This is a genomic window from Rhizobium sp. P32RR-XVIII, from assembly GCF_012641395.1.
GTDB lineage: Bacteria > Pseudomonadota > Alphaproteobacteria > Rhizobiales > Rhizobiaceae > Rhizobium.
Map to the genome: position 1 here is coordinate 369,305 of NZ_JABAIH010000004.1, position 12,725 is coordinate 382,029.

At 60.4% G+C, this 12,725-nt stretch carries 11 protein-coding genes, 1 other RNA gene and 1 pseudogene; 7 read left to right on the forward strand and 6 right to left on the reverse strand.

The annotated features are described in order from the left end of the window. Positions 1-17 precede the first annotated feature (17 nt). Positions 18-638, reverse strand: a complete 621-nt coding sequence (locus HGP14_RS15020) for a class I SAM-dependent methyltransferase (RefSeq protein WP_168830845.1) — start codon at positions 636-638, stop codon at positions 18-20. A 50-nt stretch (positions 639-688) separates the two neighbouring features. After that, positions 689-1,933, reverse strand: coding sequence for a DUF3419 family protein (locus HGP14_RS15025; RefSeq protein ID WP_168830665.1), 1,245 nt, complete (start codon positions 1,931-1,933; stop codon positions 689-691). Positions 1,934-2,110: 177 nt separating this feature from the next. Here HGP14_RS15025 and HGP14_RS15030 point away from each other — a divergent pair, with 177 nt between their 5' ends. Continuing rightward, the gene (locus HGP14_RS15030) at positions 2,111-3,490 is read left to right on the forward strand and encodes a serine hydrolase (protein ID WP_168830666.1); all 1,380 of its coding nucleotides are present in this window, start codon (positions 2,111-2,113) and stop codon (positions 3,488-3,490) included. Between the two features lie 25 nt (positions 3,491-3,515). Here the strand turns inward: HGP14_RS15030 and HGP14_RS15035 are convergent, their stop codons facing one another. The 4 genes from HGP14_RS15035 to HGP14_RS15050 form a co-directional block, all read right to left on the reverse strand. Then, complete coding sequence (locus HGP14_RS15035) at positions 3,516-4,454, reverse strand: transglycosylase SLT domain-containing protein (RefSeq protein ID WP_168830667.1); 939 nt, start codon at positions 4,452-4,454, stop codon at positions 3,516-3,518. 109 nt (positions 4,455-4,563) lie between these two features. After that, complete coding sequence (locus HGP14_RS15040) at positions 4,564-5,199, reverse strand: LysE family translocator (protein WP_168830668.1); 636 nt, start codon at positions 5,197-5,199, stop codon at positions 4,564-4,566. A 58-nt stretch (positions 5,200-5,257) separates the two neighbouring features. Further along, on the reverse strand, positions 5,258-6,469 hold the full coding sequence (locus HGP14_RS15045) for a pyrophosphate--fructose-6-phosphate 1-phosphotransferase (RefSeq protein WP_168830669.1): 1,212 nt from the start codon (positions 6,467-6,469) through the stop codon (positions 5,258-5,260). A 299-nt stretch (positions 6,470-6,768) separates the two neighbouring features. After that, a complete protein-coding gene (locus HGP14_RS15050) occupies positions 6,769-7,206 on the reverse strand; it encodes a VOC family protein (protein WP_168830670.1) in 438 nt (145 codons plus the stop codon). Positions 7,207-7,409: 203 nt separating this feature from the next. Here HGP14_RS15050 and HGP14_RS15055 point away from each other — a divergent pair, with 203 nt between their 5' ends. The 6 genes and pseudogenes from HGP14_RS15055 to rnpB all read left to right on the forward strand — a co-directional run bounded on the left by HGP14_RS15055 (position 7,410) and on the right by rnpB (position 12,597). Then, positions 7,410-8,117: a DnaJ family molecular chaperone gene (locus HGP14_RS15055; protein ID WP_168830671.1), complete on the forward strand. Its 708-nt coding sequence runs from the start codon at positions 7,410-7,412 to the stop codon at positions 8,115-8,117. Continuing rightward, positions 8,114-8,875 (forward strand): N-acetylmuramoyl-L-alanine amidase, encoded by a 762-nt coding sequence (locus HGP14_RS15060; protein WP_168830672.1) that lies wholly within the window; start codon positions 8,114-8,116, stop codon positions 8,873-8,875. The genes HGP14_RS15055 and HGP14_RS15060 overlap by 4 nt, the downstream gene beginning before the upstream one ends. 261 nt (positions 8,876-9,136) lie before the next feature. After that, positions 9,137-9,715, forward strand: a complete 579-nt coding sequence (locus tag HGP14_RS15065) for a lytic transglycosylase domain-containing protein (protein ID WP_168830673.1) — start codon at positions 9,137-9,139, stop codon at positions 9,713-9,715. Positions 9,716-9,769: 54 nt separating this feature from the next. Further along, on the forward strand, positions 9,770-10,957 hold the full coding sequence (locus HGP14_RS15070; RefSeq protein WP_168830674.1) for an NAD(P)/FAD-dependent oxidoreductase: 1,188 nt from the start codon (positions 9,770-9,772) through the stop codon (positions 10,955-10,957). 15 nt (positions 10,958-10,972) lie between these two features. After that, positions 10,973-12,147: pseudogene (locus HGP14_RS15075) on the forward strand (NAD(P)/FAD-dependent oxidoreductase). Between the two features lie 54 nt (positions 12,148-12,201). Beyond that, positions 12,202-12,597, forward strand: an RNA gene (gene rnpB, locus HGP14_RS15080) — RNase P RNA component class A. Positions 12,598-12,725: the final 128 nt, after the last annotated feature.

Below are 12,725 nucleotides of genomic sequence, written 5' to 3' on the forward strand. Positions count from 1 at the left end.
GGTTAGTTTCAAGCTAATTATAAATGCTGGGAGACAATAGACGCCCGCCAGGCGTAGCCTCGGCCGATCGTCTCGAACGACAATCTCGCCTTATTATCATGAGCTTGCGCTTCCAGAACTTCGCGCAAATCGGCTCGTGGCGTGACATGAAATTTTCCAAGCCATGCCTTCAGCATCGTCCGGAACCAGCGCGGCAAATCTTCCTGCTGGCCAAAATCGACGATGTGCAGCTGTCCTCCCGGGTTCAATGCGGCGATCGCGGCATCGACCGCGCGTTGCCAATCGGGAATCATCGAAAGCGCATAGGAAATCAGGATGCGGTCGAAACCCCCGAGCCCGAATTCTCGCGGCGTGAAAGCCGTCGCGTCGGATACGCGAAAGTCGGGAATCGTGGCTTTCGTGGCGAAGGTCTTGCGCGCCGAGATCAGCATTTCCTGCGAAATGTCGAGGCCATAGAGCTTGGCGCGGGGAAAGTGACGATGTGCGAGCGCCAGATTACGGCCGGTCCCGCAGCCGACTTCCAGCAGCGTACCGCCTTCCGGAACATCCAGATGACGGATCGTTCGGTCGCGGCCGAGCAGGTAGTATTTGCGGGTCAGATCATACACGTGGCGCTGGTAGCGATACATGCCATCCATCAGGTTGGCATGTCTTTCGGCCTTGCTCTCCACGATGGTGCGGATCTCGGTCACGCCTTCTTCCCGTAGATGTGGAAGCCGCCATAGATCGCCGAGCGGTCGAGCGCGGTCATATCGCGGGACTTTTCCTCGAAATATTCCCACTGATCGCGGATCGCCGCAGAAAGGCGGCCTTCGATGACGCTCTTTTCGGCAGCCGTCCGGAAGATGACGCGGGCGTCGCGGCGGGCTGTGCGGCTGATCTCCGCCCACAGATCGTTCAACTGCTGATCGGTCATCCAATCCTGCGCGTCGAGCAGGACATAGCGGTCGCGGGAGGCGGCCGGTTCGCCGGCGAGAAGCTCTGTGAAGCTTGCATGGTGGACATTGACGCGATCGACGTTGGCGCGGATCACTTCGTAATGTTCCGGCTTCAGGTAAGTCGGAAGCGGGCCTTCGTCTGCAGCCGCGTAACGGCGGCCGAAGGCTTGCCAAGCGAAATAGTTCTCGCGCATCGGGAAATGGCAGGCGAGCTTTTCGAGGCGATGCTTCAACACCGGCGCGATCGACTGATCGGCGGCGAGGCTGGCAAGTTCGTCATATTGCTGCGGCGGGATACCGAGGCCGAAAAGGGAGCTCTTGCGGCCAGTGATCCAGCGCACGACGGGTTTTTCGAAGAGCGGGGCAACCTGCTCGTCGAAGAATTGCCGCTGTTCGCGGATCGAACCGGTTTTCGTCATCTGCCGGAGATCGACGCCGTGCAGGCGGGCGAGCAGATGGGCCGCGCCGATGAAGCGGCCGAGCAGGCCGGTTTCATAGATGTTGCGGTCAAAGACGGTGATGCGGCGGCGACCGAACTTGCGGCCGTTCCAATAGGAGCGCGTCGCTTCGTCGAGCTTGGGCGACAGAAAGCGGTCGAACGCATGGCTGTTCGAGCGCTCATTGGGCATGGCAAGGAAGCGGACGAGATCGGCATGGCTCGGAAGATGCCGGAAGGCGGCAAGCTTCAAGCGGTTCAGCGCGATGTGATGTGGGTTGAGATCGACCACATCGATGGAGGCGGGTGCCTTGGAAAGATAGGCAAGCATGTTGCAGCCGCCCGAGCCGATCGTGACGATGCGATGGTGCGGCTGCAGTTCCATGGCCTGCATGTCGAGGTCCGGATCTTCCCAGATCTGCGGATAGACGAGGCCGGAAAAGAGCAGGCCGAAAAGCCGTTCCGAAAAGCCGTCCTTGGAAAATGCCTTGTGGCGGAGAAGAGCGTCCTTGAGTTTCCGGTTCTTGCGGAAGCCGGTATCCGGTGCAAATTCCGTCATATGAGTCTGTCACCCTTTTAGCGTTCAGGGCGTGTAGCGCGTCCCTGCTACAGTTTGATGACGCAGACTGTGGGTAGGCTTTCTACAGGAATTGCCTGTCACGAAACGCCGTTTACGTCGTCATGCTCTTTTTTGTGAAAGCGTTTCCTGCTTCTCTCCGTTCGTGGAGGGAATGATATGCGACCTATTCGGCGTACCCTGAAGGCGCTCACTGCGACCATCGTCGCCATCGTGGCTGGTGGGGCGATCTGGCTTTATGTTCGGCCGCCGGAGCTTCTGCGCGTCGGCGACGGCTATGCAGCGAAGATTGTCTGCTCGAACGTGTTCATGGCGGGACGCGATCCGCAGGCAGTCCTCAATAACGATGTGCAAGCGCCCGGCAATCCGCTGCTGCGCTTGATACGCGTTTCGGTCGATCGCGAGCAGGGGCGTGTGACGGCGCGCATCCTCGGTTTCTTTGCACCCAGCTATGCTCTCTATCGCGGGGTCTTCGGCTGCACGAGCGTGCCTGACGGCGATTTCGAGGCCGCCGCGAAAGCCACGCCCTTGGATCCAGTTCCGCTTGCTAAGGAGAACACCGCCCTGTGGCCGGAAGGCGAGGGCGTTGCCGCCGCCAATGATGGAGAACTGGCGTCTTTATTGGCGAACGAGGCGCTCGCCGGTCCGCAGATGCGGGCGATCGTCGTCGTGCACAATGGCCGGATCGTCGCGGAACGCTATGGCGAAGGGTTCAGCACAAAGACGCCGCTGCTCGGCTGGTCGATGACCAAGACCGTCAACGCGGCGCTGGTCGGTCGCGCGATGTACGAAGGAAAGGGCAATTTCGAAACGACCAACCTGTTGCCGGAGTGGAAGAACGATGAGCGGTCGCACATCAAGCTTCGTCACCTGCTGGGGATGGAGAGCGGTCTTGCCTTCAACGAGAATTACGGCAGCGTCGCGGATGTAACGCGGATGCTCTATCTCGACCCCGACATGGTTACGCTTCCCGCCAATGCGCCATTCGAGGCGGAGCCGGGAGAGCGCTTCCGTTATTCGAGCGGCACATCGGTCCTGTTGTCGCGGATCTGGATGGATTGGATCGGCGACCAGCAGAAGGCGCTCGCCTATCCAACTGACGCGCTTTTCAGGCCACTCGGCATGTCGAGCGCGGTTCTCGAAGCTGATGCTCGGGGCACCTTTGTCGGCAGTTCCTATCTCTACGCGACGGCGCACGACTGGGCGCGTTTCGGACAGTTTCTGCTGCAGGACGGGGTCTGGAACGGCCAGCGGCTGTTGCCGGAGGGATTCGTGAACGTCATGCGCACGCCGACACGGTCGTCGAGCGGCACATATACTCAGGGCCAGGCATGGCTGGCCGCGCCGGGCGGCGATACGAGCGCCGAGGCCGGGCTGCCGGAAGATACATTCTGGCTGGAAGGGCACGACGGGCAGAGCATGGCAATCGTGCCTTCCGCCAATCTGGTGTTTGTCCGGATGGGACTGACGCCAAGCTCGCTAGGCTACAAGCCGCAGGTGCTGCTGAAACAGGTGCTGGCCGCGCTGCCGGCCAGTTGAGTAGGCATAACAGGCGGGGTGGTTTCTAATAGGTGCCTTGGGCGATGTCCGTCATGCCCTTGCGTTTTGCATCGTAGTAATAGCCGCGGGCATAAAGCTTGACGGCGTCTTCTTCGTTGCTGTTCGAAACAAGCCATGCGCCGCGCAGATATTTCGCGGCATATTTGATGTTGGTTTCAGCATCGAGCAGGCCGTTGGGCTGGCCGTCATAGCCCATCGATTTCGCCGTATTGTACTTGATCTGCATCAGGCCGAAGTAGCCGCGCTTGTTGTAGGCGTTTGGATTGTAACGGCTTTCCCGATGCACGACGCGATGGATCAGCGATTCAGGGACTTCGTAGAGCTTCGAATACTTGCTGATCAGCTTGCTGATAAAGCTCTTTTCGACGGTGGGAGCGGTGTCGACGTCGCTGTCGCTGAACATCGGCGGCGCGGCCGGCGGATCCATCGGGGCGGACTCGTCGAAGGTGAAGTCCGACATCGAGCGCTGCGTCGCGCCAATGGAAGCAATGGCAGCCAGGGCGCCACTCTGCGGCGTCGTCGCCGCGAAGGCAAGCTGGGTCGATGGCGAGGGCGGGGTGCCCGGGCGCGGCGTAGGTACGACCGACTGGATCGCCGTCATTTCCGGCGTCAGCGGGATCTGCGTTGCCGCGGCCGCCATCTGTTGCATGGCGGGGTCGGCAAGAGCTTCCGTCCCGGGCATTGTCATCGCATCGGCGGTGAGGGCCGGTGTTGCCTGCGGGCTGGCAGCCGCGAATGCGTCTGTGGGCTGGCTGGTGCCGTCAGCGGCCGGTACCGCCGCCATCATCATTGCATCTTCGCCGGGCTTGGGGGTCGGGACAACGGTTTGTACGGCGGTCAATTCCGCCAGGGATGTGTATTCGACGGTCGAGCATCCCGCAACACCACCGAGCATCGTCAAGACAAGGCCGCCTGTCAGGACGGAGAACCCCTTCGCTACCATTCTGTCACTTTCGCGATTCGCGCCGCCCTGGCAGCGATTAAGTTACTGAAAACCTAAGCCCTGATTTTTCCATTAACTTATTCGCGGTTGTGTCGCAAGCCACCCAGCCTCAGGCGGCGATACGGCGATAGCCGGCGGTCACGGCGCCGGCGGCGATCAGCAGGGTTCCACCGGTACGGTTGACCGTGCGCTGCACGCTTGCCTTGCGGATCAGGCCGCGCGCGGCATTCGCAAGAAGCGCATAGCAGGAAGCATTGATCGTCGCGAGAATGAGGAAGGTCAGCTCCATGACGAGCATCTGTTCGAAGAAGGGATTCGCAGGATTGAGGAACTGCGGAACGAAGGCGACGAAGAAAACGATGCTCTTCGGATTGAGCGCCGTCACGATATAGGCGTGCAGGAAGATCTTCAGCGACTTCTGATCCGGCAGGTTGTCATTGTCGGCCACCGGCTCGGTGATGATCGGCGAGCGCCAGAGCTTGATGCCGAGGTAGATGAGGTACGCACCGCCGACCCACTTCAGCACCGTGAATAGCGTTGCCGATGCAGCCAGAAGCGCGCCCAGCCCGAAGAGGGAAGCCGTCATCGCGGTGAAATCGCCGAGCGCTACGCCGCTGACAGTCGCCAGCGCCGTCTTGCGCCCATGGCCAAGCGCGTAGGACACGACGAGTAGGATCGTCGGTCCCGGAATGGCCAGCATGATGGCGGATGCAGCGGCGAAAGCGAGCCAGGCTTCGAGCGACATGGAATCTCCTCCTGTTCCTTTGGAACTAAGCAAAGACACCATAGTCGCCCTGCGTCAATCATACTTCCTGGTATTTTTGCCCCACCGTTTCCATCACTTCGGCGAACCATTTGGTCGAGAGGTCGAAGGGCTTGCCGCCCTTGATACGCGGAAATTCGATGGTCCGGAGTTTGCCGTTTTGCGCTTCGTCGTGACCCGTGACGCCGGAGACCTTGTTGAGCGCGCTTTCGACGGCCAGGTCGACCATGCTTTGGATGAGACGAAGGTCGTCGGCATTGGCGGCCGCCGAGCGGGCAAAATAGCCGGATTTCTGAACCAGCGAGCGCTCGGCATTGAGCAGGTTGGCGAACTGCTTCTGGAACCAGCCGCCGACGTTGATCGTGTCGATCTTCACATGTCCGAAGGCATCTCGCTTGATGGTCTCGCCAGCGGCTTCCCGCTCGGCGACGATGGCATCGAGGCAAGCACCTTCCGAGACGAAGACGGTCGCGTGACCGGTCCTGTCCATGATCTCCTTGAGGCGTTCGGCCTCGGCTTGCAGGTCGAAGGCCATCTCCGGCAGGTAAACGGCATCGATGCTCTTCAGACCGGCATTCATCATCAGCCCGTCGACATATTCATAGTTCTTCGTACGGCTCAAATAGGCGCGGGCGGTTGCCGCCGTCAGCCAGCCGCAGTGACGGCCCATGACCTCATGGATGACAAGTGTGCGCGGTGCTGCGCTCTGCTCATTGCTGACATTGTCGAAGAAATGCGCGCCGACTTCGGCAGCCGTCCAGGCGCCCAGAGACTGGCGGATCGGCACGACATCGTTGTCGACCGTCTTCGGCAAACCGACGACGGTGAGGTTATAGTTGTTGGCCGCGAGATAGGCGGCCAGATCGGCGGCTGTCGTGTTGGTGTCGTCGCCGCCGATAGTGTGAAGGATGGTCACGCCGTCATTGGCAAGGCGCTCTGCCGCCACACGCAGCGGATTTTCGCCCTCCTTGACCAGGCCGCGCTTGACGCAGTCGGCGGCGTTCGTGAGCTTAACCCGGCTGTTGCCGATCGGTGAGCCGCCAAAGCGGTGGAGAAGCGGAGCCTTTTCGCGCATCTCCTTGCTGATCACGACGCTATCGCCAAGAAGCACGCCCTGATAGCCCGATTTGTAGGCAATGATCTCGAGATCAGGGGCGACATCAGTGTAGCGTTCGATCAGGCCGCCGACGGCAGAAGAAAGACAGGGCGCCAGGCCTCCGGCGGTCAGCATTGCTACTTTCTGTTTGGCCATTTTTCCCTCCTTTGAGCGTTCGGATGTGCTTACCTCTCGCATGGATGAGGCACGAAAAGAATGCTGTAAAGTAAAGAATTTACGAAAGAGAGGCGGGCTTCGCCTCGGGCGCTCATCTAATCGTTTCAAGCTCGGATGCGGGCCGGAGAGCCGCTGTGGAAATCGTATGTGGGCAGAGCGTAGCGTCGGGTGATAGGCCCGAGCCGGGCACCCGATCGCCGATCACGTCCAAGAGTCCGTTGAGTACGTCAGCGGCTGATACGCCGGAGCAGAAGACCGCCCATGGCGACCATTTGTCCTCAGCTGAGTTCCTGGGCGAGTCCGATGAGAAGCCGTTCAGGCCCACGGATATAGCAGAGTCGATACGCGTCTTTATACTGGACTACTTCGCCTACGAGCTGCGCGCCGCGCGTGCGGAGCCTTTCAAGCGTCTCGTCGATGTCGTCCACGGTGAACATGGTGCGGAGGTAGCCTAGGGCGTTGACCGGGGCGTTCCGGTGATCTGCGACGACATCAGGCGTGAGGAAGCGGGAGAGCTCGAGCCGGTTGTGGCCGTCCGGTGTGCGCATCATGGCAATCTCGACACGCTGATCGCCCAGTCCCGTGACACGTCCGGCCCATTCTCCTTCGATCGTGGCCCGCCCTTCGAGCTCGAGGCCGAGTTCGCGAAAGAAATCAATCGCCCCTTCGAGGTCTTCGACGACGATTCCTACGTTGTCCATCCGCTTGAGCGCCATGTTTCCAATCTCCAAGATGTCGTCGCAATCTACAAGGTGTCGCCGAGTCTAACAACGGACGCTTGAGGTGCCCCGCATCTAAGAACCACGACTGTTACCGGATTGTGAAAAGTGTTTTCGATAGTGCGACCAATGGCTGCCTTGCAAAGGCTTCGATTATTTGATCAACCTGTCTCTTACATGTTGCGATGCGAGAGACTTTGATGTCCTTCTGGGAAAGATTGCTGAATGCCATCGGTAGTGCTGCGGGCAACGTGCTCTCGGCGGTGGTCGAGGCTGTCCGCACCGCTTTTGAGGGCGATCCGGAAACCCGCCGCAAGGTGGCGATCTCCGTCGCCATCATCGCGCTTTCCGCAAAGATGGCCAAGGCCGACGGCATCGTCAGCGAAAAGGAAGTCCAGGCCTTCCAGGATATCTTTGAATTTCCGCAGGACCAGGCGAAGAACGTCGCGCGGCTCTACAATCTTGCGCGTCAGGACATCGCTGGTTACGAGGCCTATGCCGCCAAGCTGTCTTCGCTCTGCATCAGCTGCGCTGCCAATTGCTCGGTACTGGAAGATGTGCTCGACGGCCTCTTCCACATCGCCAAGGCGGATGGACTGGTGCATGAGAAGGAGATGAATTTCCTTCGCCACATCGGCCAGATCTTCGAAATGAGCGACGAGCGTTTCGAGCAGATCGCCGCGCGACATGTTTCGATTGGCCGGGATCCCTACAAGGTTCTCGGTGTTTTGCCTTCCGATGACTTTCCGACGATCCGCCGCCGCTATCACGTCCTCGTCAGCGAGAACCATCCTGACCGGCTGATTTCGCGGGGCGTACCCAAAGAGTTCCATGCGATCGCCAACGAGCGCATGGCTGCCCTCAATGACGCCTATGCGACGATCGAGAAGGAACGTCGCGCCGCATGACCTCATTCGCGGCCGATTACCGCAAGGCTTCCGTGCAGCCGTCGCCGAACCATGGCGAGCGTGCCGGCGGCCGCAAGCCGGATATGATCATCCTTCATTACACGGGCATGCCCTCTCACCAAGAGGCGCTTGCCTGGCTCTGTCGCGACGAGAGTCAGGTCTCCAGCCACTATTTCGTGCATGAGAGCGGCGATGTCGTTCAGCTCGTGCCGGAGGAACGGCGGGCGTGGCATGCGGGCAAGAGCAGCTGGCACGGCGAGGGCGATATCAACTCCCGGTCCATCGGCATTGAAATCGCCAATGCCGGACATCCCGGTGGGCTGCCGGATTTTCCCGAAAACCAGATTGCGGCAGTCATAGAATTGTGTCGCGATTGTGTTGAACGTTGGTCGATTAAGCCGGAATTGGTGCTCGGACACTCGGATATTGCGCCGGTTCGCAAGGTTGATCCCGGCGAAAAATTTCCCTGGGGTGAATTGCATAGATCAGGGGTAGGGCACTGGGTCGAGCCGGCACCGATCACCGGCGGCCGCTTCTTCCAGCGCGGTGATCGCGGCCAGCCGATCGAGGCGCTGCAGTCCATGCTGTCCCTCTACGGTTATGCTACGGAAATCACGGGCGAATTCAGCGACAAGACAGCCGGTGACGTAGAAGCCTTCCAGCGCCATTTCCGCCAGGAACGGGTCGATGGAATTGCCGACTTTTCGACGATCGACACGCTGCATCGTCTGCTTGCGACGCTGCCGCGTTATTCGTGACATCCGTGTGACGTCCCGAGCAACTTTTTTCCAAAAATGCATTGACAGACGCACTGCCACATCCTTTCCCAATTATCTCCTCATTGCGATGGTCTAACCCCAGTCACTGAGCGGGGCTCGTCCGGTTTTTTGTGTGTAACCGCGGGCGTCAAATGAAACGATGAGAATTGCTGCGGCATGTTTCCAGTTCTTGGGACGTGTAACCGGACGACTGCGCCGCGCGCGGTCCAGCTATTCTTTGGGCCGGAGTAATTAGACTAGATGAGAGATATGCTTATTGGTGCGGCGGCGTGCGCGAGCGCGTTGCTGATAGGGTATGGCTGTGCTTTTGCTGACGATGCGGGAAACAAGGCTAAGGATGAAACCCTGACGGTGAACTTCAAGACCGTCGATCGCCAGAGCGGCTATGCAATCCCGGATTTCGAGACCCTCAAATATTCCATTTTGATCGTCAAATACGCCAAGGAATATGACGTCCCGGTCGAGCTTGCTCGGGCCGTCGTTCGCGTCGAAAGCAATTTCGATCCGGATGCACTCGGCAGCGCGGGTGAGGTCGGGCTGATGCAGATCAAGCCTGCGACGGCGCGCATGATGGGTTACACGGGTACCAAGAAGGACCTCTTCGATCCGGAGACGAACATCAAATACGGCATGAAATACCTAGCGGGGGCACACGAGCTCGGCGGCGGGGAAACCTGCGGGACGATCCTTAAATACAACGCGGGTCATGCCGCCAAGCGCATGAACCCGGTCTCAAAGGCCTATTGCGGCAAGGTGCTGGCGCTCATGCAAGGCGCGCCAGAAGTGGCTGAAACGGCATCGATTTCGAACCCGACTTAAGAGTATGAATCAAGCTGACCGCCGTGTTATCTGACCTCGAAAGCGAGGTGAGATATGGCGGCCGATTTCAAGACGATCATCCTTGGGCGTGGCATGATGGGTGCGGCGGCGGCGCGCCATCTTGCCGGTATGTCGGACGGCATTGCGCTGATCGGGCCGGCCGAGCCGGCGGACCGGAAAAGCCATCATGGCGTCTTCGCCAGCCATTACGACGAAGCGCGCATCACCCGAACCTTCGATGATGACGTCGTTTGGGCGACGCTGGCCTCCCGTTCGCTCGACCGCTACGCGGAGATCGAGGCCGAAAGCGGCATACGCTTCTACACGGAGGCGGGGTGCCTCTTTGCCGGACCGCCTGCGGTCCGCGGTGAGGGCTATCTCGGCCGCGCGCTCGATGTGGCGGATGAGATGCGGCTCCCTGTTAAATCGCTGCCGCCGGATGAGCTTTCGCGGCGCTTCCCGCAATTTGCGTTCAACCCCATCTTTCACGGCTACCTGGAGAACCGCAGGGCAGGGCACATCAACCCGCGCGCGCTCGTCCGCGCCCAGGCTCTTCTTGCAGAGAGAGGCGGCGTTAGGTTGATCGATGCAACGGCAACTGCGGTTCGCGATGCAGGCTCGCATGTGGAGGTGACCGCTGGCAGCGTGCGCTACACGGCGGAGAAGGTTCTCGTCGCCGCCGGCGGTTTCAGCAATTTCAACAATCTCCTGCCGCGCCCGGTCGACATTCGCGTCTCGGCGCGGACGGTCGCCTTTTATGAACTAGGCGCAAGCGAGATGGAGATCTTCGGCGGCATGCCGTCGACGATCGTCTTCGGCGACCGCGAGGAGGATCATGTCTATATCCTTCCGCCGGTGCGCTATCCCGATGGCAAGGCCTACCTCAAACTCGGCGGTGATACGGAAAGCCGTGTGTTCGACACGCTGGCGGCCGCAAGCGAATGGTTCCGCGCCGACGGCGACAAGGCCGAGCGGGAGCATCTGGCGGCGATTGCCTCGACCATCATGCCGGGGCTTAAGTCTTCCCCGATCACCTCGGCGCCTTGTGTTGCGACCTACACGAGGGACGGCTATCCCTATGCCGGCTTTACGGAATCGCCGCGGATCGCCGTCCTGACCGGCGGCAATTTCGTGGCCGCAAAATCGTCGGACGAGATCGGGCGTCTTGGTGCCGTGCTGATCTGCGATGGCGGTCTCGGCGAAAGCGATTTCGGCAAGGAACTGACGCCGGTCTTCCGGTAAGGCGAAGAGGCATTCATGGCAGCGGATTTCAAATACATCGTCGTCGGACGGGGCATGATGGGGGCAGCGGCGCGAAGCATCTCGCGAAGCAGACGGACGGCGTGGCCGTCATCGGTCCCGACGAGCCGGAAAACCGCAAGACGCATGAAGGCGTTTTCGCCAGCCATTATGACGAGGGCCGCATCACCCGGACCGTCGATCCGGATCGGGATTGGGCGCTCCTCGCCAATCGCTCGATTGCCCGATATCCGGAGATCGAAGCGGAGAGCGGGACTACGTTCTACACTGAAGCAGGTTGCGTCGTCGTCGCGCCGACGCAGAGCGATTACATCGCGAAGACGGCGAACGCCGCTGCCTCGCGCGGGGTGGAAACGAGACGGCTGGACGCCCCTGGCCTCAAATCGGTGTTTCCCTTCTTCGCTTTGCCGGAAGGGAGCGAGGGCGTCTTTCAGGCGAAAGGCGCCGGTCACATCAGTCCGCGCCGGCTGGTGAAAGCGCAGTCGGTTATCGCCGAGAAGGCGGGCGCCACGGTCGTTCGCGATTACGTGACGACGATCCGCGACGAGGGCCGCGTTGCCGCAGTCGAGACTTCCAGAGGACGGACCTACACGGCCGAAAAGGTGCTGCTGGCCGCGGGCGGTTTTTCCATCGGCCAGAATCTGTTGCCTCAATCTGTTGACATGTCGGTTCATGGGCGCACGGTTACGCTGTTTGAGGTGAGCGATGCACAGGCCGCAGAATTTGGCGCCATGCCGTCTCTGATCCTCGAGGCTCCCGATATCGACATCTACCTGGTTCCGCCGATCCGCTATCCCGATGGGAAGTTCTATCTGAAGGTCGGCGGCGACCCCGATGACTACCGGCTTGAGACAGAGAAGGAATTGCGCGCCTGGTTCAGGACCGACGGCCGGCCGTCGGCGCGCGATCATCTCGTGGCCATTGCGCGTCGACTGGTTCCGGATTTGCGGCCGCTGTCCTTCTCGACGGCGTCCTGCGCCGTGTCGCACACGAAGAGCGCCTATCCGATGATCGGCTACACCTCGTCGCCGAATATCGCTGTTCTGACCGGTTGCGCCGGGACGTCGGCGAAGAGTTCGGATGAGATCGGCCGTCTCGGGGCTGAGCTGCTGCTTCAGGACGGAATTGGAGATCAGGGCTACCGCACGGATTTCAAACCCGCTTTCCGGTAAGACGCTGCATATTTCCGGTGGTAATTGGCAGCGCTCTCGACTATTTGAGCCATGCCAGTTGGCCGGGCAGCCGCGCTTTACCAATGCCGAAAGGCGGTAGGGTGAGGAAAGTCCGGGCTCCACGGAAATACGGTGCCGGATAACGTCCGGCGAGGGTGACCTTAGGGAAAGTGCCACAGAAAGCAAACCGCCTGTCGTGACAGGTAAGGGTGAAAGGGTGGGGTAAGAGCCCACCGCGTCTCCGGCAACGGAGATGGCACGGTAAACCCCACCGGGAGCAAGACCGAATAGGGATGACGTGGCGGGCGAAAGCCCGCCGGCCGGTTTCCAGGCCAGTCATCCGGGTGGGTTGCGTGAGGCAGCGTGCAAACGCTGTCCCAGAGGAATGGCTGCCACGTTCCGGTTTCGGCCGGAGCCATACAGAACCCGGCTTACAGGCCAACTGGCAATCAATTTTCTTGTGGCGTCGCAGCAGCGGCATCTTTTGCTATGCCCTTGGTTTTCAAGGGCTCCGCGGCCTATGGCCCGTGTACTGCTTGGCTTCCCCCAGCGTTTTCGACGCTCGCTTCGGCCAGAAT

Coding starts and splice junctions, on each gene's coding strand:
- HGP14_RS15025 (WP_168830665.1), bottom strand. CDS start 1,933: ATGACGGAATTTGCACCGGATACCGGCTTCCGCAAGAACCGGAAACTC.
- HGP14_RS15045 (WP_168830669.1), bottom strand. CDS start 6,469: ATGGCCAAACAGAAAGTAGCAATGCTGACCGCCGGAGGCCTGGCGCCC.
- HGP14_RS15070 (WP_168830674.1), top strand. CDS start 9,770: ATGGCGGCCGATTTCAAGACGATCATCCTTGGGCGTGGCATGATGGGT.
- HGP14_RS15065 (WP_168830673.1), top strand. CDS start 9,137: ATGAGAGATATGCTTATTGGTGCGGCGGCGTGCGCGAGCGCGTTGCTG.
- HGP14_RS15020 (WP_168830845.1), bottom strand. CDS start 638: ATGGATGGCATGTATCGCTACCAGCGCCACGTGTATGATCTGACCCGC.
- HGP14_RS15060 (WP_168830672.1), top strand. CDS start 8,114: ATGACCTCATTCGCGGCCGATTACCGCAAGGCTTCCGTGCAGCCGTCG.
- HGP14_RS15030 (WP_168830666.1), top strand. CDS start 2,111: ATGCGACCTATTCGGCGTACCCTGAAGGCGCTCACTGCGACCATCGTC.
- HGP14_RS15040 (WP_168830668.1), bottom strand. CDS start 5,199: ATGTCGCTCGAAGCCTGGCTCGCTTTCGCCGCTGCATCCGCCATCATG.
- HGP14_RS15035 (WP_168830667.1), bottom strand. CDS start 4,454: ATGGTAGCGAAGGGGTTCTCCGTCCTGACAGGCGGCCTTGTCTTGACG.
- HGP14_RS15055 (WP_168830671.1), top strand. CDS start 7,410: ATGTCCTTCTGGGAAAGATTGCTGAATGCCATCGGTAGTGCTGCGGGC.
- HGP14_RS15050 (WP_168830670.1), bottom strand. CDS start 7,206: ATGGCGCTCAAGCGGATGGACAACGTAGGAATCGTCGTCGAAGACCTC.